Annotated in this window: 30 protein-coding genes and 1 tRNA gene; 21 read left to right on the forward strand and 10 right to left on the reverse strand. The window is 59.9% G+C overall.

The features are described 5' to 3' along the window. Positions 1–19: 19 nt before the first annotated feature. Positions 20–934 carry an MBL fold metallo-hydrolase gene (locus tag AC0V6K_RS04425; RefSeq protein WP_472625184.1) on the reverse strand — a complete coding sequence of 305 codons (915 nt, stop codon included), beginning with the start codon at positions 932–934 and terminating at the stop codon, positions 20–22. Further along, positions 931–2,247 carry a metal-dependent hydrolase family protein gene (locus AC0V6K_RS04430; protein ID WP_472625186.1) on the reverse strand — a complete coding sequence of 439 codons (1,317 nt, stop codon included), beginning with the start codon at positions 2,245–2,247 and terminating at the stop codon, positions 931–933. The genes AC0V6K_RS04425 and AC0V6K_RS04430 overlap by 4 nt, the downstream gene beginning before the upstream one ends. A 154-nt stretch (positions 2,248–2,401) precedes the next feature. Between AC0V6K_RS04430 and AC0V6K_RS04435 the strand changes: the two genes are divergently transcribed. Continuing rightward, positions 2,402–4,483 (forward strand): S9 family peptidase, encoded by a 2,082-nt coding sequence (locus AC0V6K_RS04435; RefSeq protein WP_472625188.1) that lies wholly within the window; start codon positions 2,402–2,404, stop codon positions 4,481–4,483. Between the two features lie 69 nt (positions 4,484–4,552). Here AC0V6K_RS04435 and AC0V6K_RS04440 read toward each other — a convergent pair whose 3' ends face one another. After that, entirely contained in the window at positions 4,553–5,527 is a 975-nt protein-coding gene (locus AC0V6K_RS04440) for a MipA/OmpV family protein (RefSeq protein WP_472625190.1), read from the reverse strand. Between the two features lie 146 nt (positions 5,528–5,673). On the opposite strand from AC0V6K_RS04440, the gene crtY reads away from it, so the two are divergent. The 8 genes from crtY to AC0V6K_RS04480 are packed head-to-tail and all read left to right on the forward strand — an operon-like array spanning position 5,674 to position 14,430. Then, complete coding sequence (gene crtY / locus AC0V6K_RS04445) at positions 5,674–6,906, forward strand: lycopene beta-cyclase CrtY (protein ID WP_472625192.1); 1,233 nt, start codon at positions 5,674–5,676, stop codon at positions 6,904–6,906. Further along, positions 6,903–8,480, forward strand: a complete 1,578-nt coding sequence (locus AC0V6K_RS04450; protein WP_486172563.1) for a phytoene desaturase — start codon at positions 6,903–6,905, stop codon at positions 8,478–8,480. Before crtY ends, AC0V6K_RS04450 begins: the two co-directional genes overlap by 4 nt. After that, positions 8,477–8,917 (forward strand): hypothetical protein, encoded by a 441-nt coding sequence (locus tag AC0V6K_RS04455; RefSeq protein WP_472625194.1) that lies wholly within the window; start codon positions 8,477–8,479, stop codon positions 8,915–8,917. Before AC0V6K_RS04450 ends, AC0V6K_RS04455 begins: the two co-directional genes overlap by 4 nt. Next, the gene (locus AC0V6K_RS04460; RefSeq protein WP_472625196.1) at positions 8,914–9,495 is read left to right on the forward strand and encodes an LOG family protein; all 582 of its coding nucleotides are present in this window, start codon (positions 8,914–8,916) and stop codon (positions 9,493–9,495) included. The genes AC0V6K_RS04455 and AC0V6K_RS04460 overlap by 4 nt, the downstream gene beginning before the upstream one ends. A 9-nt stretch (positions 9,496–9,504) precedes the next feature. After that, positions 9,505–10,461 (forward strand): phytoene/squalene synthase family protein, encoded by a 957-nt coding sequence (locus tag AC0V6K_RS04465; RefSeq protein WP_472625198.1) that lies wholly within the window; start codon positions 9,505–9,507, stop codon positions 10,459–10,461. Between the two features lie 44 nt (positions 10,462–10,505). Next, entirely contained in the window at positions 10,506–10,997 is a 492-nt protein-coding gene (locus AC0V6K_RS04470) for a hypothetical protein (RefSeq protein WP_472625200.1), read from the forward strand. Next, entirely contained in the window at positions 10,994–12,880 is a 1,887-nt protein-coding gene (locus tag AC0V6K_RS04475) for an acetyl/propionyl/methylcrotonyl-CoA carboxylase subunit alpha (RefSeq protein ID WP_472625202.1), read from the forward strand. The genes AC0V6K_RS04470 and AC0V6K_RS04475 overlap by 4 nt, the downstream gene beginning before the upstream one ends. After that, a complete protein-coding gene (locus tag AC0V6K_RS04480; protein WP_472625204.1) occupies positions 12,877–14,430 on the forward strand; it encodes an acyl-CoA carboxylase subunit beta in 1,554 nt (517 codons plus the stop codon). The genes AC0V6K_RS04475 and AC0V6K_RS04480 overlap by 4 nt, the downstream gene beginning before the upstream one ends. On the opposite strand, the gene AC0V6K_RS04485 is transcribed toward AC0V6K_RS04480, so the two are convergent. Further along, positions 14,427–15,668, reverse strand: coding sequence for a multidrug effflux MFS transporter (locus AC0V6K_RS04485; protein WP_472625205.1), 1,242 nt, complete (start codon positions 15,666–15,668; stop codon positions 14,427–14,429). The two genes, AC0V6K_RS04480 and AC0V6K_RS04485, sit on opposite strands and share 4 nt — an antisense overlap. 116 nt (positions 15,669–15,784) lie before the next feature. On the opposite strand from AC0V6K_RS04485, the gene dinB reads away from it, so the two are divergent. Continuing rightward, positions 15,785–16,918 (forward strand): DNA polymerase IV, encoded by a 1,134-nt coding sequence (dinB, locus tag AC0V6K_RS04490; RefSeq protein ID WP_472626022.1) that lies wholly within the window; start codon positions 15,785–15,787, stop codon positions 16,916–16,918. Here the strand turns inward: dinB and AC0V6K_RS04495 are convergent. The 4 genes from AC0V6K_RS04495 to AC0V6K_RS04510 all read right to left on the reverse strand — a co-directional run bounded on the left by AC0V6K_RS04495 (position 16,915) and on the right by AC0V6K_RS04510 (position 19,269). Further along, a complete protein-coding gene (locus tag AC0V6K_RS04495; protein WP_472625206.1) occupies positions 16,915–17,400 on the reverse strand; it encodes an NUDIX hydrolase in 486 nt (161 codons plus the stop codon). The genes dinB and AC0V6K_RS04495 overlap by 4 nt on opposite strands. After that, positions 17,388–18,008 (reverse strand): 6-phosphogluconolactonase, encoded by a 621-nt coding sequence (locus tag AC0V6K_RS04500; protein WP_472625207.1) that lies wholly within the window; start codon positions 18,006–18,008, stop codon positions 17,388–17,390. Before AC0V6K_RS04500 ends, AC0V6K_RS04495 begins: the two co-directional genes overlap by 13 nt. Before the next feature lie 83 nt (positions 18,009–18,091). Then, positions 18,092–18,553: a Dps family protein gene (locus tag AC0V6K_RS04505; protein ID WP_472625208.1), complete on the reverse strand. Its 462-nt coding sequence runs from the start codon at positions 18,551–18,553 to the stop codon at positions 18,092–18,094. Positions 18,554–18,705: 152 nt separating this feature from the next. Next, on the reverse strand, positions 18,706–19,269 hold the full coding sequence (locus tag AC0V6K_RS04510; protein WP_472625209.1) for a hypothetical protein: 564 nt from the start codon (positions 19,267–19,269) through the stop codon (positions 18,706–18,708). 100 nt (positions 19,270–19,369) lie between these two features. On the opposite strand from AC0V6K_RS04510, the gene AC0V6K_RS04515 reads away from it, so the two are divergent. The 4 genes from AC0V6K_RS04515 to AC0V6K_RS04530 all read left to right on the forward strand — a co-directional run bounded on the left by AC0V6K_RS04515 (position 19,370) and on the right by AC0V6K_RS04530 (position 21,141). Further along, a complete protein-coding gene (locus tag AC0V6K_RS04515; RefSeq protein ID WP_472625210.1) occupies positions 19,370–20,164 on the forward strand; it encodes an SDR family oxidoreductase in 795 nt (264 codons plus the stop codon). Positions 20,165–20,176: 12 nt separating this feature from the next. Next, a complete protein-coding gene (locus AC0V6K_RS04520) occupies positions 20,177–20,653 on the forward strand; it encodes a DUF3617 domain-containing protein (RefSeq protein ID WP_472625211.1) in 477 nt (158 codons plus the stop codon). A 230-nt stretch (positions 20,654–20,883) separates the two neighbouring features. Continuing rightward, positions 20,884–20,997: an enoyl-CoA hydratase gene (locus AC0V6K_RS04525; protein WP_472625212.1), complete on the forward strand. Its 114-nt coding sequence runs from the start codon at positions 20,884–20,886 to the stop codon at positions 20,995–20,997. A gap of 33 nt (positions 20,998–21,030) precedes the next feature. Beyond that, the gene (locus tag AC0V6K_RS04530; RefSeq protein WP_472625213.1) at positions 21,031–21,141 is read left to right on the forward strand and encodes an enoyl-CoA hydratase; all 111 of its coding nucleotides are present in this window, start codon (positions 21,031–21,033) and stop codon (positions 21,139–21,141) included. Between the two features lie 98 nt (positions 21,142–21,239). Here the strand turns inward: AC0V6K_RS04530 and AC0V6K_RS04535 are convergent. Then, positions 21,240–21,313 (reverse strand) — tRNA-Gly (locus tag AC0V6K_RS04535). A 153-nt stretch (positions 21,314–21,466) separates the two neighbouring features. On the opposite strand from AC0V6K_RS04535, the gene AC0V6K_RS04540 reads away from it, so the two are divergent. Genes AC0V6K_RS04540 through AC0V6K_RS04570 form a run of 7 tightly spaced genes read left to right on the forward strand, consistent with a single transcriptional unit; the run spans position 21,467 to position 26,538 of the window. Next, positions 21,467–22,960: a CoA-acylating methylmalonate-semialdehyde dehydrogenase gene (locus tag AC0V6K_RS04540; RefSeq protein ID WP_472625214.1), complete on the forward strand. Its 1,494-nt coding sequence runs from the start codon at positions 21,467–21,469 to the stop codon at positions 22,958–22,960. Between the two features lie 39 nt (positions 22,961–22,999). After that, positions 23,000–23,542, forward strand: coding sequence for a hypothetical protein (locus AC0V6K_RS04545; protein ID WP_472625215.1), 543 nt, complete (start codon positions 23,000–23,002; stop codon positions 23,540–23,542). Between the two features lie 36 nt (positions 23,543–23,578). Continuing rightward, positions 23,579–24,085: a hypothetical protein gene (locus AC0V6K_RS04550; protein ID WP_472625216.1), complete on the forward strand. Its 507-nt coding sequence runs from the start codon at positions 23,579–23,581 to the stop codon at positions 24,083–24,085. A 17-nt stretch (positions 24,086–24,102) separates the two neighbouring features. Beyond that, on the forward strand, positions 24,103–24,723 hold the full coding sequence (locus AC0V6K_RS04555; RefSeq protein WP_472625217.1) for a DUF1214 domain-containing protein: 621 nt from the start codon (positions 24,103–24,105) through the stop codon (positions 24,721–24,723). Continuing rightward, positions 24,720–25,202 carry a DUF1254 domain-containing protein gene (locus AC0V6K_RS04560; protein WP_472625218.1) on the forward strand — a complete coding sequence of 161 codons (483 nt, stop codon included), beginning with the start codon at positions 24,720–24,722 and terminating at the stop codon, positions 25,200–25,202. Before AC0V6K_RS04555 ends, AC0V6K_RS04560 begins: the two co-directional genes overlap by 4 nt. Then, positions 25,199–25,579, forward strand: coding sequence for a RidA family protein (locus AC0V6K_RS04565; RefSeq protein WP_472625219.1), 381 nt, complete (start codon positions 25,199–25,201; stop codon positions 25,577–25,579). Before AC0V6K_RS04560 ends, AC0V6K_RS04565 begins: the two co-directional genes overlap by 4 nt. A gap of 32 nt (positions 25,580–25,611) precedes the next feature. Then, positions 25,612–26,538, forward strand: a complete 927-nt coding sequence (locus AC0V6K_RS04570) for a polysaccharide deacetylase family protein (RefSeq protein WP_486172564.1) — start codon at positions 25,612–25,614, stop codon at positions 26,536–26,538. Here AC0V6K_RS04570 and AC0V6K_RS04575 read toward each other — a convergent pair. Beyond that, positions 26,535–26,942, reverse strand: a complete 408-nt coding sequence (locus AC0V6K_RS04575; RefSeq protein ID WP_472625221.1) for a hypothetical protein — start codon at positions 26,940–26,942, stop codon at positions 26,535–26,537. The genes AC0V6K_RS04570 and AC0V6K_RS04575 overlap by 4 nt on opposite strands. Between the last annotated feature and the right edge of the window lie 4 nt (positions 26,943–26,946).

Consider the following 26,946-nt stretch of genomic DNA (forward strand, 5'->3'; position numbering starts at 1 on the left):
TCGAAGGCGTCGCCCCCACCTAGTCGGAAAGACAAACAGAATCCGCTTCGCGCGCCACGTTAAAGCCAGCCGCTTTGACCGCTTTGCTTTCATCGCTTTCGGGATCGCGGATCGGGTTGGTGTGATTGTAATGGATGAAGTGGACCTTCGCGCGCTCTTTGGCGGGCAGGTCTTTCAGGCGTTCCATTGTCGCCTTCACGCGCGGGTGAGGGATCTTTGACATGTCGCGCCCACCAAGCTCGTTATCGTCCCAAAACGTCGCGTCGATGAACAGGAAGTCTGCGCCAGCGACGAGGCTTTCGAGCGAATTCGGCCCCATTTCGGCGAGTTCATCCCAGCTATCCAGATCGGGCATATAAATAGCACGCTTGTCCGGCGTCATGATCAGGAAGCCGACCGTTTCGGAGTATTCATCGCGATGCGGAACACGGATCGGCAAAACGCCAAAATCGTCTGACAGCACGGTGAAATTGTCGTCCTCCATTTCAGTGATGACGATGTTTTGCTTCTCGACCAGCTGGCTCCAAGGCCCGTTCTCGCGCAGAAACTTCGCCATGCGCGGCATTGCGAAGACGGGCACCTTGTCGGCGTTGGCAGCCTCGACGCCCAGATAGGCAAGGCCGAGATAATGACCCATATGCGCGTGGGTCAGGAAGATGCCGTCAATGCCCAGCCCTTCCTTGGCAGGCTCAAAGAGACTGAGAGCCCACAGCTGAAACGTGATGTCGGGCGTCGCGTCGAAAAGATATCTCGCCGCGCGTTTGCGGTCGATCAAAGCCAATGAACTCGGCCACAACGGTTGCTCGATATCCTTCGTGTTCCCGATCTGCGGTGCGCCTGCATCCTGCCCTGCGCCAAGCACAACTAGCTCTCGCTCGCACAGCGCTGGTGACGTGGAAAACGCAGCCGCAGCCGCGAACGCAAGCAAGCTCACTCGATAATCCGCCCGCGAACCATGACGAACTTCACGTCCTCCAGCACCGTGACATCCGCCAGCGGATTGCCATCCACCGCGATCAGATCTGCGGAATAGCCCGGTGCCAGCTTGCCGATCTCGTTTTCCATGCCGACAATTTCTGCGGCGACGGTGGTCGCTGATGCCAGTGCTTCGCGGTTCGACATGCCGCCTTTCACCATCAGCGCGAACTCGCCCGCATTCTCGCCGTGCGGGAACACGCCAGCATCGGTTCCAAATGCGATCTTCACGCCATTGGCACGCGCGCGCTCAACAATCGTATCGGCGATCAGGCTGACGGCGCGGATCTTCTCTTCGACGACCGGGGTATAGAAGCCTTTGCCAAGGTTCTTTTTGATCCCTTCAAACGCCATCAGCGTGGGGATGAGCGTCGTGCCGCTGGCATTCATCGCCTTGGCAGCCGCATCGTCAATGTACGTGCCATGCTCAATCGTGTGGACGCCCGCTTTGGCCGCCGCCTCGATGCCGCGCGCACCGTGAGCATGGGCCGCGACTTTCAGGCCGAGAAGCTTGGCGGTGTCGACAATCGCTTTCATTTCCTCGGCAGTGAAGTGCTCTTCAAGGCCGCGTCCTTGCTGCGAAAGAACTCCGCCGGTCGCAGTGATCTTGATCAGGTCCGCGCCGTATTTGGAGGCTAGCCGCACCTTCTCCGAACATTCAACCGGGCCAGTGCAAGCAAAGTCCGAAGTGATCGCGTCGTTCACGTGTTTGGTGAAACCGTTGGTATCGCCATGCCCGCCGACAATCGCGATGGTGCGCGCGCTTGTGATGATGCGCGGTCCGGCCGTCAGGCCCTCGGCAGTCGCGCGGCGCAGCATCTGCGTCACTTGATCGGTGCGGCTGCCAAGGTCACGCACCGTGGTGAAGCCGGCGAGCGCGGTGATGCGCGCATTCTTGGCTCCGATCAGCGTGTAATATTCCGGCGGTGTGGTTGCTGCGCGCCAGAACTCACCCGATGGGTCGCCCGAGAGGTGCGTGTGCAGGTCGATCAGTCCGGGGAGCACGGTTTTGTCGGAGAGATCGGTGTAGCGCGTCATCGCATTCTCAGCGACAAGTCCCGCGACAATTGCCTGCGCCTCTGCGCTTTCGACTGGGAGCAGATCGGCGATCTTGCCATCTTCGATCACAATCAAAGTGGGACCGGACGGCACCTCGTTCGCATCTGTGATGACGGCGCCCGCTTTTACATACACCACTTCCGCCATGGCTGGTGTGGCCACCAAAGCTGCAATCGCCGCTGCACCTGCGGCCAGTTTCGAAAGCAATTTCATTCCGTATCTCTCCTTTGTCACTGTGATGCAGCCTCCTCTGTCACCGCGCAAGGTTCATTGGAGAGCAAAGCCGGGATGGTAACGTTTGCGTTAAGCCGCGCGACCGTTATGAGTCCGCGCGCAACATTTGAATCAAACAGGGACACGAACCTCCATGACCCGCACATTTGCGAAAACCTCCGCCATTGCTGCAACGCTTCTCGCCACCGCATCGCTTGCCGCGACGGCGCAGGCGCGTCCGATGACGCCCGAAGATGTGGCCAAGCTGGAAAGCGTGGGCACAATGGTTGTGTCGCCCGATGGTGAGAGCATCGCCTTCACAACGTCCAGCTTGCCCGATGTGACCGAAGGCGAGAAGAACGGCAGCTTCCAATCGGAACTGAAAGTCGCCACTGGCCCGAATGAAGCGCGCGCCTATCTGCCCGACGATATGAGCGTTGGCGGCGTGGCATTTTCGCCTGATGGCAAGATGATCACCTTCGCATGGTCAAAAGACAAAGAAGACCGCGCCGTATGGGGCCTTCCGGTCGATGGCGGTACCTACATGAAGCTCGCCGCGGTTGATGGCGCGGATGTGCGCTCTTACCGCTTCAGCCCGGATGGCAGCACGATCTATATGCTCGTGGGTCCGGATGAGGACAAGCAGCGCACCAAACAACGCAAAGCGGGCTTCAATGCGCGCGTTTACGAAGAAGAGTTCAAGCCGACGCGTCTGTTCGCGGCCAAGGCTGGCTCGGAAGTAGACGAAGAGCCTGCCGAAATGGCACTGCCCGGTTTTGTCAGCGCAATGGATGTCGGCCCACAAGGCAAAATCGGTATTGTCGAAACCGCACCTACGCCGCTGGTCGATGACAGCTACACCAGTAAGCGCGTAAACATCCTCGACATGACGACCGGCAATGTCACCGCCGAAGTCAAAACGCCCGGGAAGATCGGCGATGTCGAAATCTCGCCGGATGGCAAACAGCTCTCGCTGATCGCGGGCGTCGATATGAACGACCCTGCGGCAACGACGTTGCACTTGGTCGACGCCAAGACCGGTGAGTTCCGCGCTCTAAACGCCGGTGCAAAAGAAGCCGCGCGCGATGCGGAATGGCTCGCCAATGGCCGCCTTGCCGCAATCATCCATGTCGGCGCACAGTCGCTTCTGCGTATCTACAACGCCGACGGCACGGTGCGCCGCGAGATTGATCCGGGTGATCTGATCCTGACGCGTATCGACGCATCAGGTGACACGATTGCGGTAGCCGCCAACTCGCCCAAGCACCCGACCGAGCTGTTCGTGCTGAAAGGTGACAAATTCGAACGCTGGACTTCGCACAATCCGTGGCTGGCGGAGATCGACTTTGGCGAGCAGAAGACCTTCCGCTTCACCGCCACTGACGGTCAGGAAGTCGAAGGCGTCCTGATCCTGCCGGTGGGCGGCGTTCCCGAAGGCGGCGCGCCGACGATCATGAACGTCCATGGTGGCCCCGAAGCGCATGACAGCAATGGCTGGAGTACCGCGTATTCGAAGCCCGGTCAGGTCGCTGCTGGACAGGGCTATGCCGTGTTCCTGCCCAACTATCGTGGCTCAACCGCTTACGGCACGGCCTTCTCCAAAGCGCACCAAGGCCGCTACACCGATCCTGAATTCCGTGACATCGTCGACGCGAAGAAGGCTCTGGTGGCCGCTGGCATCACCGATGGTGACCGCACCGGCATCACTGGCGGATCTTACGGCGGCTACGCTTCGGCATGGGGCGCGACGTTCTATTCAGACGAATACGCGGCGGCCGTCATGTCGGTCGGTATCTCGAACCAGGTCAGCAAGTTCGGCACCGGCGATATCCCTTACGAGATGTTCAACGTGCACAGCCGCAAATGGCCGTGGGATGATTGGACCGCGATGCTCAAGGTCTCGCCGATCTATCATGTCGACAAAGCCAACACGCCGATCCTGATCATGCATGGTGAGGAAGACACCCGCGTTGATCCGGGCCAGAGCCTTGAGCTGTATCGTTCGCTAAAAGTGCGCAAGCCGGACGTGCCCGCGCGCATGGTTTTCTATCCGGGTGAAGGCCACGGCAACCGCTTGGCCGCGGGTCGCTATGACTTCAACCTGCGCATGATGGAGTGGTTCGACACCTATCTGAAGACCGGTGACCGCCGCGCCGAAATGCCGGGCACCCGCCCGCAGCTGGCCGAAGGTGCCAAGGGCGCAAAGCCGGAGAAGTCGGACGATAGCGAGGACTAGAACCCCGCTGCATAGAGTTAGAAGGGCTGCCCTTTTCGGGCGGCCCTTTTTCATTCACCAGCACCCAACTTAAAACGTATAACTCAGCCCGATCCCGCCAAGGAACTGCGTCGCGCTCCCACGTTCGCTGGTGAACGGGGTGTCAGCCGCATCGCCGACCAGCCGTGACAGGCCGATGATCGAGTAAATGCTGAAGCCGCCATTCAGCGAATTGCCGTCGAGATCGAAGGTCAAAACGCTGGTTGTTCCCACGCTGTTGAGGCCACCATCCGCAGTGAATTGCGCGAGGCCGGTCGCGGCGCTTTGGGCGGGCGTGACAGAGTAGTAATAGTCAGCGAAATTATCGTCGACGAAACTTAGGTTCGCACCGATTTGCAGCGAGGCACCGCGTCCCATCGGCTTGAAATACGACACGCTTGGCTCGATCAACATGCCATCATGCGCTCCGGCAATGTCCCAGCGCACCTGTGTGCCGATGGATAGACGGTCAAACCGTGCGAACACACCGGGGAAAGTCACCCCGCCCTGAGCGCCGACCTCTATCGCGGTATCAAGATCACCAGCCAGCTCAACTACATCATCGCCAAACTGCCCGTCGCGATCATTGCGGAAACGGAATGCGGGGCCGAACGAGACACTAGTTTCAGGCGCTACAAAGGAAGGCGGCTTTGACAGCACATCCAGCGCAAAGCCCGGCCCGTTCGGGCTCACGCCGATGCCTCCAACACGGCCAACGATCAGCGGAAGCGGGAATAGAACGTAGTCGTTCGAACCCGAATAGCTTGGCACCAAGCCAGCACCGATCCCGACGGTTGCCCATGTCTCGTCAAACACGATGTCGAAACCTTGCGGCGGTCCCTGCTGATCACCCGGCGGGATGGCACCGACAGGAGGGCGGCCCCCGGTATCGGGCCGCGCATCAGACGGAACTGTTTGAGTGCTCTCCTGCGAGTCTTCGGCGTCTTGCGCCAGGGCGGTGCCGGGAAGCGTCAGAATGGTCAGAGCAGCGGCCGAGGAGGTGAGCGATGTTGAGGGTAAACGCATGGAGGTCCTAACGGGCATGATAATTTCGGAAGCGTCGAGGCGCGGTTACACTCTTAACTGTGAACGTGGCATTTCGTTTCCCGACCATCTTGTTGCAATTGCGGCACATTGCCCCGGCCTTTCCGCTCCCCTAGGGCAGACGGTGCATGAGCGACTCACGCCCTGATACTTCGACCGACATTGCCATTGTCGGCGGCGGCCTAGCCGGGGGACTAATCGCGCTTGCGCTGCGACGGCACGCGCCGGACACGCGGTTCATCCTGATCGATGCGGGTAGGACGCTGGGCGGCAACCACCGCTGGAGCTGGTTTGACAGCGATATGGACGCCGACGGGCAAGACCTGCTCTCAACCATTCACCAGACCAATTGGGAAACGGGCTACGACGTCGAATTCCCGCGCTATCGCCGCACGCTGGACACCGATTATCACTCCATGGCGTCGAGCGACTTTCACGACGGGATCACACGCGCAATCCCCGAAGATTGGCTGATGCTGGGCCGCAAGGCCTCCGCGCTTGATGCCAATGGGGTGGATCTCGATAACGGCGCCCGCATCACAGCGCGCACAGTGATCGATTGCCGTACCTTCACGCCCAGCCAGCATCTTCGCGGTGCGTGGCAAGTGTTCCTTGGTCGCCATTTGAAGTTGAATGATCCGCATGGGGTGGAGCGTCCGGTGATTATGGACGCCAGCGTCGATCAGGTCGCCCCGCATGGCAATGGCGGAGCCTATCGCTTCGTATATGTCCTTCCCCTCGCCCCAGACGAAGTGTTTGTCGAGGACACCTATTACGCGGACGATTTCAAGCTGGATCGCGACGCTCTTTCGTCTCGCATCGATCAATATTGTCATCAGAACGGTTGGCATGACGGCGCACCCATCGGCCATGAAAGCGGGGTTCTCCCTGTCATCACTGGGGGCGACTTCAAGTCTTACATGGACGAAGTGCGCATCCCCGGTGTTGCCATCGCCGGTGCGCGGGGCGGCTTCACCCACCCTTTGACCAGCTACACCATCTCTATCGCGGTCGAGAACGCGCTGGCCATCGCGCGCCAAGCCGATCTGCCCGGCCCAAAGCTCGCCGCAATGATGGAAAACCGAGCGCGGGCATACTGGAAGAAAACCGGCTATTACCGGCTGCTCAACCGCTTCCTCTTCTTCGCTGCGGAACCGGAGAAGCGGGTGAAGGTTTTACAGAGGTTCTATGGATTGCGTCAGGGGCTGATTGAACGGTTCTATGGCGCGCGCTCATCGGCTTTTGACAAGGTGCGCGTCCTGTGGGGCAATCCGCCCGTAGCTATCCACCGGGCCATCACCGCCGCTTTCAAAAGCGGCAAACCGATGAAGAATTCCACTCCAACGGAGGACACGGCATGAACGCTGATGCCAAATTCGATTTCAAGATCGCCACAGACGGCGGCAAAGGCATCAATCCGGCTTCGGCCGAACGGTTCAAGGGCCGCACAGCCTGCGTGATCGGTGCAGGGTTCGGCGGCATGGCGCTGGCGATCCGGCTGCAATCGGCAGGCATCGCCACCACCGTTGTCGAAGCGCGCGACAAGCCGGGTGGACGTGCCTATTTCTGGGAGAAAGATGGCTTCACCTTTGACGCCGGTCCCACGGTGATCACCGACCCGCCTTGCCTCGAAGAGCTATGGCAGCTGACCGGCCACGACATCGCCGAAGATGTCGAGCTGATGAAAGTGATGCCGTTCTACCGCCTCAACTGGCCTGACGGCACCAACTTCGATTATTCGAATGACGAAGAAGAGCTGAACGCGGAGATCGCGAAGCTCGAGCCTGACGATGTGATCGGATACCAGCGTTTCCTCGAGTATTCGGAGCGCGTGTACGAAGAAGGCTATCTAAAGCTCGGCACCAAGCCGTTCCTCGATTTCAAAACCATGCTGAAGGCCGCGCCCGCTCTGGTGAAGGAACAGGCATGGCGCAGCGTCTATTCGATGGTTTCGAAATACATCAAGAGCGACAAACTGCGCGAAGCGTTCAGCTTCCACTCGCTGCTGGTCGGCGGCAACCCGATGAAGACCTCGAGCATCTACGCGCTGATCCACAAGCTGGAGAAGGACGGCGGCGTATGGTGGGCGCGCGGCGGCACCAACCGCTTGATTGCGGGCATGGTGCGCCATTTTGAACGTCTTGGCGGCACAATGCGTGTCGGCGATCCAGTGGTGCAGGTCCACACAGTTGGCCTGCGCGCGACCGATGTCGAAACCAAGAGCGGCTGGCGCGAGAATTTTGATGCAGTAGCGTCCAACGGCGACATCATGCACTCCTATAAAGACCTGCTGTCAGAATCCGCACGCGGTCCGAAGATGGCAAAGTCACTCTCGCGCAAAGCCTTCTCGCCTTCGCTGTTCGTGGTTCACTTTGGACTTGAAGGCACATGGCCGGGCATCCCGCACCACATGATCCTGTTCGCCAACCGCTATAAAGAGCTGCTGGACGATATCTATTCGAACGGTGTGCTGCCTGAAGATTTCGCGATCTATCTGCACCACCCGAGCGTGACCGACGGCTCCATGGCGCCCAAGGGCAAGAGCACGTTCTATGCGCTCGTTCCGGTCGCCCATATGGGCAAGATGCCGATCAATTGGGACGTTGAAGGGCCCAAGCTTGAGAAAATGATCCTCGATGAAGTCGGGCGCAGGCTAATACCTGACATCCATGACCGGATCGTCACCAAGTTCCACTACGCGCCCAAGGATTTCCTGACGGACCTTTCCGCACATATGGGCAGCGCCTTCAGCCTCGAGCCGCTGCTGTGGCAGAGCGCGTATCTGCGCGGTCACAATCGCGATGACGTGATCGAAAACTTCTACCTCGTCGGCGCAGGCACCCACCCGGGCGCAGGAATCCCCGGTGTGGTCGGCAGCGCGAAAGCAACAGCAGGTATTGTGCTGGAGGATTTGGCGGCTATGGCGACGGCGTGACCTGGCTTGCATTACTCTTGGCCCTGGCTCAGCCTTCGGCCAGCGACGCACCGCGCTCAGCGCTCGTTGACTCTGATCACAATCACGCTTGGAAGATGGTGGAGTTGGACGACCAGTCAATTGTCTGGTTCGACGACGCGACGCTGCCCAACTTTGAAAATGAGGATGCCTCATTTCCCGTGGTATTGCTACGCGGTCTGGGGATTGAACAAGACCGCCTCACGCGATCTATGGATATGAAACTCGCCGTCGATTGTGCAGGGGCAAGATTGGCGCCGCTGGGTGCTTGGTTTAAGGAAGCCGATGAAGAAACAGGCCGGGAAGAAACGCGGCAGCCCGAACATTTTCGACCAGTCTCCGGCTTTCCTAAGGCACTTGGCAAGTCCATTTTTAGTCAAGCTTGCGGACCTGAAACAAAGAACCCATTCGACTCATGAAACGCCTAGCTGTCTATTGCGGTTCGGCCTCGCCTGAAGACCCGCGTTATCTCCAACTTGCCACCGAAGTCGGCGCATCGCTCGCCGAACGGGGCATCGGTGTCGTCTATGGCGGCGGTCGTCTTGGCCTGATGGGCGCGGTGGCTCAGGGTGCGCTCGACAAAGGCGGCGAAGTGATCGGGGTGATCCCAGAGGCGCTCGCCAACAGCGAAGTCGCCAACCATGATTGCTCTGAATTGCACACCGTCTCCGGCATGCATGAGCGCAAGCAGAAGTTCACCGATCTGTCGGACGGCTTCGTCACTATCCCGGGCGGTGTGGGCACCATGGACGAGCTGTGGGAGGCGATGAGCTGGGCGCAGCTTGGTTATCACTCCGATCCTGTCGGCCTGCTCAACGCATTCGGCTTTTATGACGATCTCATCAGCTTCAACGCCAAGATGATCGATGTCGGCTTTGTGCGCCCGGCGCATCAGAACATCCTGATCCACGCCGAGACGATCCCCGATCTGCTCGACAAGATGGCGGCTTACGAACCGCATACGCCGATTTTCCGCATGAAGGCCGAGGATTTGTAAGGCAGCCCTATGGGTCTCGATCAATCGCGCAGAGAAGTTCTGGTCGAGCACGCCCGCCTCGCTATCAAGCACGGCTCGCAAAGTTTCTCCGCCGCCGCGCGGCTGTTCGATAAACAAACCCGAGAGCGCGCATGGCTGCTTTACGCGTGGTGTCGCCGCTGTGATGACATTGCGGACAATCAGGTGATGGGCGGCGAGCTGGGTGACCAGTCCGATCTCGACGCGCGCCTTGCCCATATCCGCAAACTCACCGCCAAAGCCTTTTCAGGCGAAGCGACTGGAGACCCTTCTTTCGACGCGCTGGGCGTGGTTGCCAAGGAAGTCGGCCTGACCCCGCAAATGGCAGAAGATGTTATCGCCGGCTTCGCGCTCGATGCGGAAGACTGGCGACCCCGCACCGAAGCCGACATGATGCGATATTGCTATCACGTCGCGGGCGCGGTGGGCGTGATGATGGCGGTGGTGATGGGCGTCGATCCGAAAGACAGTGACACGCTCGACCGCGCCAATGATCTCGGTCTAGCTTTTCAGCTGTCCAACATTGCGCGCGACATTGTCGAGGATGATGCAGCAGGTCGGTGCTATCTGCCGGTTCGCTGGTTGGTCGAACAGGATATCGAACCCGGCCAGCACACCAAACCGCACCACCGCGAAGAACTCGCTGAAATGGCCGCCAAGCTGGTCGCGCTGGTCGAAAAGCACGAGGCCGCCGCGCGGGTGGGTGCCGAACGCCTGCCGTTCCGCAGCCGCTGGGCGGTGCTGTCGGCTGCGCGCATCTACGGCGCGATCGGGCGCAAGGTCCGCAAGCGCGGGACCGAGGCATGGAACAGCCGCACCTATGTGCCCCGCTGGGAAAAGGCGCTTTACGGCATCCGCGCCTTCTTCTCCGCCGCGATCAACCGCGAAAAGCACCCCGACGGCCCGATCACGTGGGGCATCAAAGATTTCCGGCCCGAGGCCACCTGACCTTTGGCTTGAAGCGACGCCGCGCAGGGCGTAGCGGTGAGCGCATGAGAGGAATCCTGACAATTACCGCAGCCACGCTGCTGGCCACTCCCGCTTTCGCAGAAGAGGAAGCTTCTGAGAAAGACATGGTAATCGCCGCCGCCGAAGACTTCTTCACCGCCCTGCGTGATCCGGACAAGAGCGCGCTAAGCAAACAAATGCTCAATGAGGCTGTGATCTTTGTCCACGACCGGCGCAATCCGGCGAAGCCCAATACGATGATCGTACCCGCTGGCGCGCATCTGGAAGGCTGGCTCAACAGCGCTGCGGGCGTTGATGAATACATGAAGTACCAGAGCGTGTTGGTCGACGGCACAATGGCGCATGTGTGGGGACCTTACGTGTTTCTGCTGAACGGCAAACCGACCCATTGCGGCATCAATTCGATGAGCATGGTCAAGACCGATGATGGCTGGAAAGTCGGCAACACCAGCTTCACGATGACGGCGGTTGATGAATGTGAGCCGCTTGGCGCACCGGAGGCTCCGGCGAAATGATCAGCAAACTCCTTATCGCCAATCGCGGCGAGATTGCCTGCCGCATCATGCGCACCGCGCGCGACATGGGCGTGGCGACGGTCGCGGTCTATTCCGATGCCGATGCCAAAGCTCTGCACACCCGCTCGGCGGATGAGGCGGTGCATATCGGTCCCTCGCCCGCTGCCGAAAGCTATCTCGTTGGCGCGAAGATTATCGCCGCGGCCAAGGAAACCGGCGCGGAGGCGATCCATCCGGGGTATGGCTTTCTGTCGGAGAACGCTCAGTTTGCGCAGGCTGTGATTGACGCAGGCCTGATCTGGGTCGGACCCAAGCCGGAAAGCATCGAGGCGATGGGTCTAAAAGACGCCGCAAAGGAGCGCATGATCGCCGCTGGCGTGCCGGTGACGCCGGGCTATTTGGGTGAAGACCAGTCGGTCGAGCGGCTGACCAAAGAGGCCGACGCCATTGGCTATCCCGTGCTGATCAAAGCGGTTGCGGGCGGCGGCGGTAAGGGCATGCGTAAGGTTGATGCTGCCGGGGATTTCGCAGCTGCGCTGGAAAGCTGTCGGCGCGAGGCCAAGGCGTCGTTCGGCAACGATGAAGTGCTGCTGGAAAAGTGGATCACCTCGCCGCGCCATATCGAGGTGCAGGTGTTCGGCGACAGCCACGGCAATGTCGTCCACCTGTTCGAACGCGACTGCTCGCTGCAACGCCGCCACCAAAAGGTGATCGAGGAAGCCCCAGCGCCCGGCATGGACGAGAGCACCCGCGAAGAAATCTGCGCCGCCGCTGTGCGCGCTGCGAAGGCAGTCGATTACGAGGGCGCAGGCACCATCGAATTCATCGCGGATGCGAGCGAAGGCCTGCGCGCCGACCGCATATTCTTTATGGAGATGAACACGCGGCTTCAGGTCGAGCACCCGGTGACCGAGGAGATCACCGGCGTCGATCTGGTCGAATGGCAGCTGCGCGTGGCCAGCGGAGAGCCGATCCCGCTCCGCCAAGAAGATCTCTCCATCGACGGCTGGGCTATCGAAGCGCGGCTCTATGCGGAGGACGTTGCTGCGGGTTTTCTTCCTTCAACCGGGACGCTCGAGCAATGTCATTTTCCTGAAGACGCGGAGGGCGTTCGGATCGAGACGGGCATTGAGCGCAACTCAGCGGTTTCGCCTTTTTATGATCCGATGATTGCGAAAGTTGTCGCACACGCCGAGCACCGAGATGACGCCATTCGTTGCCTTGGTTTAGCGTTGGAGGGGGTAGCAGTTTGGCCGGTCAAATCCAACGCTGGCTTCCTGTTTGATCTGGTAACCCATCCGGCTTTTGCAGCCGCTGATCTCACGACATCTTTCATTTCCGACCACGAGAATGACCTTAAACCAATGGTGGAACCAAACGGGGAGATGCTTGGTCAGGCTGCACTCCACCTGATCCGAGAATACGAGACAGACGAAGATCTGCGCGGATTGACTGGCTTTCGGCTCAACGGTCCTGCCAATCGGACCGTTCGATTGCGATCAGTCAACAACAGCTACGAAGTGACGGCCGATCCAGAATTCAGCGGCAACACATATTCTTCGAGCGCGGCGCCCGACATTGCTCTTATGAGCTATCGGGCAGACACCTTCCCAATCGAGTTGGACCATCCACGCGGCACTGGCCAAGCCTCCGCCGCCGATGGCGCAATCCTTGCGCCGATGCCGGGCAAAGTTATCGCAGTCGATGTCGCGGACGGCGACAACGTAACTGCGGGTCAACGCCTGATGGTGCTCGAGGCGATGAAAATGGAGCACGCGCTCACCGCGCCGTTTGACGGGACTGTGACTGGCCTTGAGGCAAGCGAAGGTGGGCAAGTTCAGGTCGAGGCGGTGCTGTGTGTTGTGGAGCCAGTCTCCGAGTGACTTGGGAGCGCGAACTCGAAGAACTCCGCCAGCGCGAGGCGCTCGCCGATCAGATGGGTGGCGAGGAGAAGGTTGCGCGTCAGCATGGGCGCGGCAAGATGGATGCGCGCGCACGGCTCGCGGCCCTGTGCGACCCCGGCTCCTTCCGCGAGATCGGCAGGATCGCTGGCAAGGGCCATTATGACGAAAACGGCGATCTGATCGGCGTCACCCCTGCCCCGTTCCTATTCGGCAAGGCCACCGTCAATGGCAGGCCTATCGTTGCCACAGCCGACGATTTCACCATTCGCGGCGGCGCAGCGGATGCGGGGATCAAGCGCAAGATGGTGCAGGCCGAGCAGATGGCGCACGAGCTTAAGCTGCCCATCGTCAAGATGATCGATGGCACGGGCGGTGGCGGCAGCGTCAAAACGCTCGAGCAAATCGGCGCGACCTATATTCCTGCGGTCCCCGGCTGGGGCGATACGGTCAAGAACCTCGACACGGTGCCAGTGGTGGCGCTCGCACTTGGCCCGACGGCTGGCCTTGGTGCAGCACGCACGGTCGCCAGCCACTACTCGATCATGGTGCGCGGCCTGTCGCAGATCTTCGCCGCGGGGCCCGCCGTGGTCGATGGCTTGGGAGAGGCGTATAAGGACGGCTCGGGCAGTCACGAGGAAGCCAAGGAGAACCTCGGCGGCAGCGACATTCACACCCGCAACGGCGTGGTCGATGATGAGGTCGTCAGCGAAGCCGAAGCCTTTGCCCGCGCACGGCATTTTCTCAGCTTCATGCCCGAACATGTCGGTCAACATGCACGGCGGGCGACGCCCACCGATCCGGTTGACCGCCGCGAAGAGGACTTACTCAGCCTCGTCCCGCGCGATGACAAACAGGTCTACTCGATGCGCCGTTGTCTCGACATGGTGTTTGACCAAGGCACGGTGTTCGAGATTGGCCGGAATTGGGGCCGTGCGGCGATCACCGCACTAGCCCGCCTCGATGGATATCCCGTTGCTGTCATCGCCAGCGATCCTTCGTATCTGGGGGGATCATGGGAAGCCAAGACCAGTGAAAAGGTCGAACGCTTCGTAAAACTCGCCGACCAGTTCCGCCTGCCCATCGTTCATATGGTCGACAATCCCGGCTTTATGATCGGGCGCGAGGCAGAGATGGCAGGCACGATCCGATATGGCGTGCAAGCGATGAACGCGATTTACAAAGCCAGTGTGCCACTGGCGAGCATAGTCATGCGACGCGCCTATGGCATCGCTGGCAGCGCGATGAGCAATGCGGACCTCTATCAATACCGGTTCTGCTGGCCATCGGGTGATTGGGGTAGCCTTCCGATCGCTGGCGGGCTGGAAGTCGCTTACAAAAGCGAGCTCGAAGCGAGTGATGATCCCGAAGCCGAACTGGAAGCGATCCGTGAGCGGTTGAACAAGGTGACATCACCCTTCCGCTCCGCCGAACTGTTCAATGTCGAGGACATCATTGATCCACGCGACACGCGGCCCTTGCTCTGCGAATTTGCGGGGCTCGCGTGGCGGAAGCTGGAGAGCGAGGGTTAGCTCGGCGCGTTCGGCCGGCTGAACAGCACCCCGCGCTCGCTGAATAAGATAAAGCCCAAGCCAACCAAGCCGCAGACCAGCATCGACAGCGCCAAAGGTTGCGCCGTGCCATCGTACATGTAGCCAATTACACCGCCCAAAACGGCGCCCGTGCCCATGCGCAAGGCCGTGTGCGCGCTGCTCGCCGCGCCAGCGATGTGGCCAAAAGGCTGCATCGCAATGGACGAGAAGTTTGATCCGATAAAACCGAGCATCGCCATATTGAGGCTGAGCAGGATCACAAACTCGGTCAGGCTCTGTGGTTGGTTGCTGGCCGACCACCACAGCACCGCGCTGATGGCTATGAAGGCCAACAGGGCCGTGTGCCCGACCCGCCGCGCGCCAAAGCGTTCGACGATGCGCGAATTGGTGAAGTTGGCCGCGACCATGCCCACAACCGCGCCGCCAAAGATGATCGCGAAGTAGTCGCCCATCCCGAATGCTTCGCCGATCAACTGCTGCGAAGAATTGAGGAAGCCGAACAGGCTGCCAAACACCAGCGCGCTGCCGATGACATAGCCAATCGAGCAACGCACGCTGAGCGCCTTGCCCATGTTGCGCAGGATCGTGGGCGGATCGATTTCCTGGACGTTCTCCGGTGCGAGGCTTTCTGGCAGGCGTATCCAGACCCAGATGCCGACCACCACACCCATCACAGCCATGGCACCGAAGATTGCGCGCCATCCGGCAAGCATCATGATCCCCTGGCCAATCGCAGGGGCGATAATCGGCACCAGCAGGAAGATCATCATAATCAGGCTCATAAGCCGCGCCATGCGGTCTCCGCCCACATGATCGCGCACGATGGCAGCGGGCACGACAGAAAGGCCAGCACAGCAGATTCCCTGCACCACGCGCATCGCGACCAGAGTGGTGAAATCGGTGACCAGCGCGCAGCCGAGCGACAGCACGATGTATGCTATCAGACCAACCGCCAGAACCGGCCTGCGCCCAAACCGGTCGGCAAAGGCGCCGGGGAAGAACGCCCCGATCCCTGCGCCGAGGAAATAGGAGCTGATAATCAGCTGACGATCATTGCCGCCCGCGCCCATCTCGTCAGCCATTTGGCCCAACGCAGGCAGCATCGCGTCGATGCCAAAGGCTTGCAGGCTCATCAGCATCGCCATGAGCACGATCATCTCGCGCTCACCCAGAGCGCGCTTCGGTGCGCGCTGCGCCAAGGGTTTGGTTGCTGCCATGAATGGTCCTTGCGCCGACTTGGCCCGATTGGCCAGCGACTTTTGCGTTGCCTGACTAAAGCGGGTCTGTTCGGCAAAGGTTCCGCTTGGACGAGAATGGCGATATCTTCCCGCCCATGGCCGAAGGCACAGACAGTGATAATGACAAGGCGGAGCCGCAAGGTGAAATGGGCCTGCGCAAGATCATCCATGTCGATATGGATGCCTTCTTCGCGAGCGTGGAGCAGCGCGACCATCCGGAATTGCGCGGCAAGCCGGTGGCTGTCGGCGGATCGGGCGGGCGCGGCGTTGTCGCGGCGGCGAGTTACGAAGCACGCAAGTTCGGGGTGAAGAGCGCGATGCCATCGGTCACCGCGAAACGGCTGTGCCCCGATCTGATCTTCGTGAAGCACCGCTTCGACGCCTACAAAGAAGCCAGCCGCCAAATCCGCGCGATCTTTGAACATCACACGCCGCATGTCGAACCGCTCAGTCTGGACGAAGCGTTTCTGGACGTGACCGAAGACCGCCTAGGCATTGGCAGCGCCACACGCATCGCCGAGCTGATCCGGCAGGAAATCCGCGCCAAAACCAAGCTGACCGCGAGCGCGGGGGTGAGCTACAACAAGTTCCTCGCCAAGCTCGCCAGCGACCAGAACAAACCCGATGGCATGTGCATCATCCGCCCCGGGCAAGGCGCGGATTTTGTCGCAAGGCTCCCGATCCGGCGGTTCCACGGTGTGGGGCCAAAGGCCGAAGAGAAGATGAAACGGGTGGGGATTGAAACGGGCGCGGATCTCGCCGCCAAAGACATCGAGTTCATGCGCGCGAAGTTCGGCAGCATGGGCGATTATCTCTACCGCGCGGCGCGGGGTATCGATCTGCGTCCGGTCCGGGCGCATCGCGTGCGCAAATCGGTCGGCGGAGAGCGGACGTTCAGCGAAGACATATCCAGCGGCGCGGCTCTACGCGAAACGCTGGAGAACACTATCGAATATGTGTGGGACAGCATTGAGCGCAGCAAGTCGCGCGGGCGCACGGTAACGCTCAAGATGAAGTTCACCGACTTCAAGAATATGACCCGTTCGAAATCGGTGACCCAATGGATCGAAACCAAGACAGAATTTGCCCGGCTAAGTCGCGAATTGCTGGAAGAAGCCCTGCCGCTACCAATGCCAATCCGGTTGATGGGGCTGACATTGTCCAACCTAGATCACGGCGACGAAGCGAAAGAACCCAAGCGCGATGATGCGCAATTGTCGCTGCTTTAGTCTTCGGTTTTCTCGCGCCAGAATGCCAATCTTGCCGCAGTGGTCGTTCCGATCGGATCAGGCAGATCATCGCGCGGATAAAAACGCGCTTCGGTGATCTCGCGCCCGTCTGGTCGCGGCGTCTGGTCAGTGCTGGCGGTGAAGAGAAATGCCGTATGCGGCGATCCTGAAATGGTCTCTTGAATGGTGCCCAGCGGCTCGACCATTTCCAGCGTCAGCCCCAATTCCTCACGCACTTCTCGTGAGGCCGCATTGCGTGGGTCTTCGCCCTTGTCGATACCGCCGCCCGGAAAGGCCCAGACTGCCGGACCATAGGAATGCCGCAGCATCAGGACTTCACCTGCAGGATTGGAGATAATCACACAGCAACCGCGCAACTCCGCCTTGCGCCATTTGCGCCAGCTGTGCCGCACGCGATGCGCCAGCGGCAGCAGCGCGCGGTGCAAGGGCGCAGGAAGCAGCTTTTCGATCAGGTGAAGCATGTCACCTTCTGCGTCGCTGCACCCAGCAGCCGCGCGATGGGCAGGTCATGATTACCCGCGACAGCCGCATCGAACACAGAGCGCTTTTCATCACCGCGAATGACGAACATCAACTCGCGCGAGTTGAGCAATGTCGGCAGCGTCATCGTAATCCGGTCAAACGGTGCGTGAGGAGGCAGCGGGTCAGGCGTCAGGACTTTCACCGTCTGCGGATCATCCAACTGCGGATCGGTGTTCGGGAACAGCGAGGCGGTGTGCCCGTCCTCACCCATGCCCAGCCACATCAAGTCGAATTCGGGCACTTCCATGTCGGCCGAAAGCGCAACGACCTGCGCACCGACTGGCTCAAACAAAGCGCGGACCTTGCCGGTGTTCGAAGCATCGTGATCCTCTGGCACGATGCGGTCATCATTGGGCCAGACGCGAAGACGCGCGAAATCGAGCTTACGCTTCACCAGCTCCTCGAAAATAGGGAACGGGGTCGATCCACCGGGCACGCAGATTTCCACCGGCCCAGTCGTGCTTGCCAGCCGCTCCGCGATCTGCGCTTCCAGCCAATCGGCAATCGCCGCCGCATCGGCGCCTTCGATAAAGTTCACATCCGTCATACAGCCACGCATAGCAAAAGGGCCGCTTCCGGCTAGTGCGGAAACGGCCCTATGCTTGGCGCCAAGGCGCGTATTCGTATGTGTTAGCCCAGAAGTGAGTTCAGGAACCACACGCGTTCTTCGGCCATGTCGGTCCAGTCATCGAGCAAGCCGTCGGTGGCGTTGTCGCCGGCGCGTTCGGCGGTATCTTTCATGGCTTTCAAACGGGCCACCATCTTGGCGTTATCATCGCGCAGTTCGGCGATCATGTCCTCGGCCGCGAGATCAGCGTTGTCCTGATCCTTCACCTGCGTTGCCCCGATGATCGAACCCATAGAGGTGATCGTGGTGCCGCCCAGCTTTCGGGCGCGCTCGCCAATCGCGTCAATCTGGCCCTGAATTTCAATCGCCTGTTCGTCAAACAGCAGGTGCAGATCGCGGAAACGCGGGCCCTTTACGTGCCAGTGAAAGTTCTTGGTCTTCACGTAGAGCGCGAAGTGATCGGCCAGCAATTCGTTGATTTCGGTTACCATCTGTGCGGTTGCGTTGGTGTTGGGGTCGAGCATGAGCTGTCCTCCTATTTGTGTGCTCCGCGTCCGAAAGGGGTGCTTCCGCATTGAAGCATAGAACCGGACGCCGTTGATGTGTTCAACATACTAACGGATTGAAAGCATTATAGTTTCGAGAAAAACCAGATCGCACAAATCGAACAAAGCGATTAATAGAAGTCGTAACGAGCGTTCAATCCGATGAACAGTGCCGCAACAATCAAACACACCGCCATCGCGATGCGGATCGGGCGAAGGGGAACTTTTGCCTCCAGATCGCGGCCCATCACCCATCCCAGGGCCACAGCTGCAAATCCGCCGAGCGCGCCGCCGATGGCGCTCGTCATGGGATAGGTCGCCGCCGCTGCGAAGGCGAAGATGATGAAGCGCGCTGCATCGCCTACCTGTCGCGCCAGCAGCACCAGCCCTATTGCACCCAACGAACGCGTTGGCTCGTCCATGCCTTTCAGCTTTACCGGCCACGCCAGCTCAAACGCCGCAATCGCCAGCGCAAAGGCCACCAGCATCTCCGCCGCGCGCTGCGGCAGAATTTGCGCCAGCGACATACCCGCAAATGTCATCACAATGGCAGACAGGGCGGCGCAGAAACCGCCAAGCACCAACAGCCCGGTCGAGCGTTCAAGCGTCTCCGCCAGCCGCGCCACGATCAGCTGATCGCGCCCGCCCAAAGCGATGGCAAACACCAGCACAAAGCAAAGGAGAAACGTGTCCATGGGCAAGTCCTTAGCACGCAGAGGTTCACAGTCTGCAAACTCGCTCTTGGCCATGTTGAATGTTCCTGATTAGGGTGCCGCGCGAAGAGGAGAGACAAATATGAAACTCGAAGCAGGCATGGCCGCAGTCGTCACTGGCGGCGCATCGGGATTGGGGCGCGCAAGCGCTAAGGCGCTGGCGGATCACGGGCTGAAAGTCGCGATTTTCGACATCAACGATGAAGCTGGCGAAGAGCACGCAGCGGCGATCGGTGGCACATTCCACCATGTCGACATTATGGACGAGGCCAGCGTCGAGACGGGCTTTGCCGCCGCGCGCGCCGCCAATGGACAGGAACGGGTGACCGTTCACTGCGCCATGGCATCCAAGCGCGGCAAGACGCTGGGGTGGGACAAGGAGAAAGGCGGCTACAAACGCCTGCCGACCGAAGACTACGCGTTCGGAGCCGAAGGCATTCTGGTCGCCAGTTACCGCGTGGCCAGCATCTCCGCGCTCGGCATGGCGAACAGCGAGCCGGTGAACGCAGATGGCGAACGCGGATCGATCACACTCACCGCCAGCGTCGCCGCGCAAGACGGTCAGATCGGACAGGTGATCTATGGATCATGCAAATCCGGCGTGAACGGTCTGGTGCTGCCCATGGCGCGCGACCTGATGGATATGGGCATTCGGGTGAATTCGGTGATGCCGGGTATCTTTGCCACCCCGCTGATGCTGGGCATGAAAGACCGCAATCCGCAGATGTGGGACCAACTCAACGCCAGCGTCCCTTTCCCCAAACGGCTGGGGGAGCCAGAGGAGTTCGCATCGCTGATCTGCGAGATAGCGCGTAACAGCTATATCAACGGACACCAGTTCCGGTTGGATGGCGCCATTCGTATGCCGCCGAGATAAAGGACACTCTCTATGTCAAAAGCACGCAAGACCTTGGGGCTGGGTGCCCTTCTTCTTGGCACCGCCGCGTTGGCCAACGATACCGCACCCCGCTTCGAAGCCGGTGAATGGGAAATCACAGTCTCGCAGGGCGGCGGGGCGACTTTCAAAGATGGCAAGAGCGAAAGTGGCACCAGCAGCATCAGTGACGATCGACCCAAGCAGGTCGGCAAGAGATGCTTCAGCGCAACAGAGGCGATGCTGGCGCCGACCATGTTTGCACCGAGCTGCACCGCTTCCAACGTGACTTACACCGCTGATGAAATGAAGGCCGACCTATCTTGCCGCAATCCGGCTATGGCGATGACTGGAAGCATCTCCGTGACGGTTTCGGACGCGGGCAAGACGATGTCAGGCTTTCAAATCCTGAGCGGCGGCGGCGAGGCCGTTGGCGCGACAATCGTCACGCAGGTCGAGATGAAGCACCTTGGCAAATGCAAGGGCGCATGACATTTGGCCTGCTCCTGTTGGACGCCGCTGGGGTAAATCCAGAATAGCAAACCCAACAATTGGGAATTTTCACCAAGGGGTTGGTCCGGGCATCACGTCCGGATCCAGCCCCTTTTGCGTATATATCTGTTTTTCTGACGTTTTTCAGTTTTGGCACGGGGCCTGCATAGTACGGGACATCAAGCGGGATGGTCCCGCAGAACACTGAACTAAACGAAGGAAACCACATCATGTTCGCTACTGAAACCCGCAACAATCTCTTCGCAGCCATCTTCGCCGTTTCGGTTTCGGCTGTTCTCTATGCCGCAGCCATCGTGCCTGCCAGCCCCAACCTGATCGCTTGATCAACCACACCCAATTCTAAGGATACCCCCACCATGTTTGCTCTCCCTACCCAGAACATCCTCGCCGCCGCTCTCTCGATCAGCGTATCCGTAATCCTTTACGCAGCAGCCATCGTCCCGGCGAGCCCGAGCCTGATTGCCTAATTTGTTTTGATGAAATGGAGCGGGTGGAGTCGGAGCGCAAAGCGCACCGACGGCCAAGCGAAGCGCGGCCAACGGAACCGAAACCTCGCGCAATGAAATGGAGCGGGTGAAGGGAATCGAACCCTCGTCTTAAGCTTGGGAAGCTCCTGCTCTACCATTGAGCTACACCCGCCGACCAAGGCCCGCGCATGTGCCGCATGCCTTACCGCCGGTCAACGCATAGGTGCGCCGCCGCGCTCCGACTGGTATCTCTCTCGCATGATTGGATTCGCATCCCGCTCCCGCTAAGGGATTGGACAGAATCGAATACGAGAGAGGAATAATCATGCGGCAGGTTGATCACTTTATTGTCGGCGACGCAGGCGCTTCGGCGCACAAGCATCAGGTCTGGAACCCGTCGACCGGTGAGATTCAGGCCGAGGTTGGGCTTGGTGATGCGGCACTGCTCGAAAAAGCCATCGCCACCGCAAAACAGGTCCAACCCGAATGGGCGGCCACCAATCCGCAAAAACGCGCCCGCGTGATGTTCAAGTTCAAGGAGCTGGTCGAGGCTAACATGCAGCCGCTTGCCGAGCTGCTTTCAAGCGAGCACGGCAAGGTCATCGACGATGCCAAGGGCGATGTGCAGCGCGGCCTCGAAGTGGTCGAATATGCTTGTGGTATCCCGCAGGTGCTCAAGGGTGAATACACGCAAGGCGCAGGCCCCGGCATCGATGTCTATTCAATCCGCCAGCCGCTTGGCATTGGTGCGGGCATCACACCGTTCAACTTCCCCGCCATGATCCCGATGTGGATGTTCGGCATGGCCTGTGCGGCGGGTAACGCCTTCATCCTCAAGCCCTCCGAACGCGATCCTTCCGTGCCGGTGCGCCTCGCCGAACTGTTTGTCGAAGCGGGTGCGCCCGAAGGCCTGCTGCAGGTCGTTCATGGCGACAAGGAAATGGTCGACGCGATCATAGAGCATCCTGACATCCCCGCGATCAGCTTCGTCGGGTCATCCGACATCGCGCATTACATCTATTCCGAAGGCGCCAAGCGCGGGAAACGGGTACAGGCATTTGGCGGCGCGAAGAACCACGGCATTGTGATGCCTGACGCTGATCTCGATCAGGTGGTCAATGACCTCGCCGGCGCAGCGTTCGGCTCTGCGGGCGAACGCTGCATGGCTCTGCCGGTGGTTGTGCCAGTGGGTGAGGACACCGCAGATCGCCTGCGCGAAAAGCTTATCCCGGCAATCCATGCCCTGCGCGTCGGCGTTTCGACCGACCCGGAAGCGCATTACGGCCCTGTCGTCACGCCCGAGCACAAAGCGCGCGTCGAACAATGGATCACCACTGCCGAGGAAGAGGGCGGCGAGATCGTAATCGACGGTCGCGGCTTCTCGCTTCAAGGTCACGAAAACGGCTTCTTCGTCGGCCCGACCCTGATCGACAATGTGATGCCTGAAATGAAAAGCTATCAGGAAGAGATCTTCGGCCCCGTGCTCCAGATCGTGCGCGCCAAGGATTTTGAAGACGCCGTGCGCCTGCCCAGCGAGCATCAATACGGCAACGGCGTCGCGATCTTCACCCGCAACGGCCACGCCGCCCGGGAGTTCGCGAACCGGGTCCAAGTCGGCATGGTCGGCATCAACGTGCCGATCCCTGTGCCAGTCGCTTATCACAGCTTTGGCGGATGGAAGCGTTCCGGCTTTGGCGACATCGACCAATATGGCACTGAAGGCCTCGCCTTCTGGACCAAGCGCAAGAAGATCACGCAACGCTGGCCCGACGGCGGCGGAGACGGGTCAAACGCGTTTGTGATTCCAACTTTCGGCTGATAGGTTCCTCAGAACTTGTTTGAAAAATGGGGGAATCACGTGAAAAAGACAGCTATGGTCATCGGGCTTTCGGTTTTGCTGACGGCGTGCGGAGGTACCAACGAAGAGCCTTTGGATGCTCCGGAAGAGGCGCCTATTGCCGGCGGCGAAGAGGCTGATGACGAAGCATCTTCGAAAAACGCTGAAAATGATGCTGAAGCCAGCACGGAGGAAGCAGTCGAGGCTGAAGCCAACGCCGCTGAAAAACCAAGCGAGGCGAAGCAAGCAAGCACAACCACCGGAACGATACCAGCCCGTTTCCATGGCGAATGGGGTCCGTACGGTTGGGATTGCATAAGCCATGATGGCAGCATCACGGTGGTCCAGCCATCATTCTTGGGCTTCAATGAAGCTGGAGGCTCTGTCACTTCTGTGAAGATGGATGGCAATGATGCGATCGTAACTCTCAATTTGGAAGAGGCTGGCGCCGACGATGCAATCGAGACGGCATTCCGACTGACCTTAATAGAAGACGAACTGCACGTTATGGACCCATCGGAACGTTATGAGGCGGGCGATGAAGGAGTGGTTCGCTGTAAGTAAGTCCCGGCGCATTCGCTGCCGACATGGGAGATGACAATGCATAAGGTACTCTGGGTCAGCGCCCCTGTGCTCTTGCTGGCGGCCTGCGGCACTGGTTCTGAGGAACCGACCGATCCTGCTCCGGAAACTGAGGTCGATGGCGGCGAAGAGGACTTCGAAAACGCCAAAGCTAACGCCGAGACGAAAGAAGAATACCTCGCTGCAGACGAGGCGGAAACGGCTGCGGCCAAAGAGACGGAGGCGGACGTTGCGACGGACGGAAAGTCGATCCCCGAGCAGTTCCACGGCAAGTGGGATGCGACGACCGGCGCGTGCTCACCGGATTCTGATGGCAGGATGGAAGTGTCCGCCAAAGAAGTCTCATTCTATGAGTCCGTTGGCGACGTCACCAAGGTTGAAGAGGTCGGCAGCGGGGTGAAAGTATCGCTCGCGATGGAAGGCGAAGGTGAGACATGGACCGCAGAGTACACCCTGACCCTGAATGGCGACGAATTGCTGACTTCAACAGGCGTTGACGCCTTCCCACGCAAACGCTGCTCGTAAGACTTACGGACGGCCGCGTGCGCCTGAAACGGTTTCTCACTTATCTTGTTTTCGGCCTGATTGGCGTTGGGCTCGGAGGATATACCGCGCTTGCTCTATCCGGGCTGCTGCCCGGTGACCGACGGACCCAAGGTCCGGTCCAGATCGGCAACTGGTACGGCGATTTCGCAATGGGCTCTGAAGAGGCAAGTCCATACTTCCGTGCGCGAATTGCGCGCCATGGATTGCTGGCGCTGGCCAACACAGAAGCTGTTTATTTCACCCGCATAACCGACGATTCTGGTCGCCCGCTGACCGAGGCGTGTGATTACCGGTTAAGCGGTGGAACACTGCCTGCGCAGTGGTGGTCAGTCACGCTCTACAACGCGGAAAACTTCCTGCCGAGCAACAAGGACCGCGCGCTCAGTTTCGATGCCAGCCGTGCGGCGCAGCAGGCAGCCGACGGCGATAAATGGTCAGCCATCATCGCGCCCAATAAGCCAGACGGCGACGAGGGATGGATTTCCAGCAAGGCCGCCGGCGCATTCGATCTCACTTTGCGTCTCTATGTCCCTGACGAAGGTGTTTTGGACAATCCCGAAGGCACCATCACTGCGCCCTCACTCGAACGGTTGACGTGTCGGGGGGATGCGGGATGAAGCTGCTTCTCGGACCGATCGCTTTCGGCGGAATTCTTGCCGCGGCCAGCCATGCCGTCATCGTGTTTGGCGCACCAAGCTTTATCATGGACCGCGCCTACACCATGCTGGGCGAGCGCGGTACGCCGGTGCACGGGTTCCAACTCGCCCCGCAAATGAGACCGGAGACACAGAGCGTGGTGCGTCCTTCGCCCGATCTCGCTTACTCCGGATGCAGGTTCGACCTTGCCAAGGCGCCAGACGGCTTGCGGGTCCGCATGGGCGCATATGAAGGCTATTCGAGCCTGTCTTTCTTTGATGCCAACACTAACAATTTCCGCACCATGCGCGGCGAAGGGAAGGCGCTGGAAATTGTCCTGACGCAGGAAAACAGCCCTTCGAGCAAAGGGATCATTCTGATCCGACGTTTAGCCCCGACCGATGAAGACTATGCTCGCGTGGTCAAGGCGAGCAAAGGCGATGCCTGCGAGGCCCGATGAGAAAGCGCACCACCTCTGGCTCTCCGTTTGAAACGCAATTCGGGTTCTGCCGCGCTGTTCGAGAAGGCAACCGCATCATCGTCGCGGGAACAGGCCCGGTCGAGCCGGATGGTTCGACCACGTCAGGCGGCGTGACCGCGCAAGCCGAAAGGTGCTGCGCCATCATCGTCGCTGCGATTGAAGAACTGGGTGGCAGCGCCAAAGACGTGGTGCGCACGCGCATGTTGCTGACCGATTTCGACGATCAGGCTGCGGTAGGCGAGGTCCACGCTCGCTTCTTCGGAAAAGCCAAGCCCGCAGCGACCATGGCGGGCGTCGCTTGGCTGTGTCGCAAGGAATGGAAGATCGAGATCGAAGCCGAGGCGATCGTATCTTGAGGGCGCTGGCTGCCTTCATGTTGATGCTGGGCATGTTGCTCACCGCTCCTGCTCACGCCAACGACACCCCCGCTCAAGACAAGCGCATTGCTCTCACCTTTGATGACATACCGAGATCGGCGGGGGCGTTCTTCACCCCGGACGAGCGCACCGAAAAGCTGATCGCAGCGCTCAAAGACTCCGGCGTCGAACAGGCCGCGTTCTTCATCACCCCGGGCAATCTCAGCACGGCGTCGGGCGAAGGGGGAGAGCGCCGCATTGCCGCCTACGTCGCGTCGGGGCATGTGCTCGCCAATCACAGCTTTTCGCACCCCAGCCTTCACGCCATTCCCGCCGAAGAATATCTCGCGGACCTCGACAAGGCGGCGCAATGGTTGAAAGGTCGACCCGGCAATCGCCCATGGTTCCGCTTCCCTTACCTGCACGAAGGTGGGCGTGACAAAGCCAAGCGCGACGCGGTCCGCGCGGGGCTGGCCAAACGCGGTCTGCGCAATGGATATGCCACCGCCGATGGATCGGACTGGCATCTGGAACACCTGACCATACAAGCGATCAAGAACGGCCAGACACTCGACATGGAGCGGCTGCGCAGGCTGTATCTGCGCTCGCAAATGAGCGGGATTGCCTATCACGAAGCACTTGCGCGTAAGACACTGGGCCGCTCGCCTGCGCATGTCATGCTGCTTCATGAGACCGATTTAGCGGCGATGTTTATCGGTGATCTTGTCGCGGAACTGCGCAGCGAGGGATGGACGATCATCACTGCTGACGAGGCTTACCGTGATCCTCTGGGCGAGGTGTTCCCTGATGTACCCTTTTCTTCCGGCACTCTGATCGGCTCTATGGCGTGGGAAAAGGATATCCAGCCGCCCTATGCGCCCATCTGGATGGGTACGGCGATGATGACTTGGGAGTTTGAACGCACAGTTGTGAAGCGCGAAGAAGGCGAAAACAACTAAGCGACTTCGCGCGGTGTCAGGGCCCTTTCCCATTCCAGATCAAGGACCTCGTCCATCCGTGTCATCAGAGCGTCTGCGTCTGCCATCGCGTCCAGCTCTGCACGCCCGATAAGCTCGCGCGGGGCTTCACCCGGCTCCACCACCAAAACCGATGGCAGGTCGATCTGCATATCAGGATAGCTCTCTGCAAAGTCATCACGGTGATGGAACACCACGTTATAATCGAGGCTGCTGACGTACTTTTTCCAATCGCGTCGCATCGACACTGCGCCATAGGTCAGAGCACACAGCGAGCATGGATAAGTCTCCGGGCAGACCTGTTTGTGCACCGCATGCATCAGGGCGGTGAGCAACCCTCCATCGGCGTTGTAGACGAACAGAAGGCGAGGATTTTGACGCGTCATGCAA

The sequence above is a fragment of the Erythrobacter sp. S43 genome (assembly GCF_057364955.1).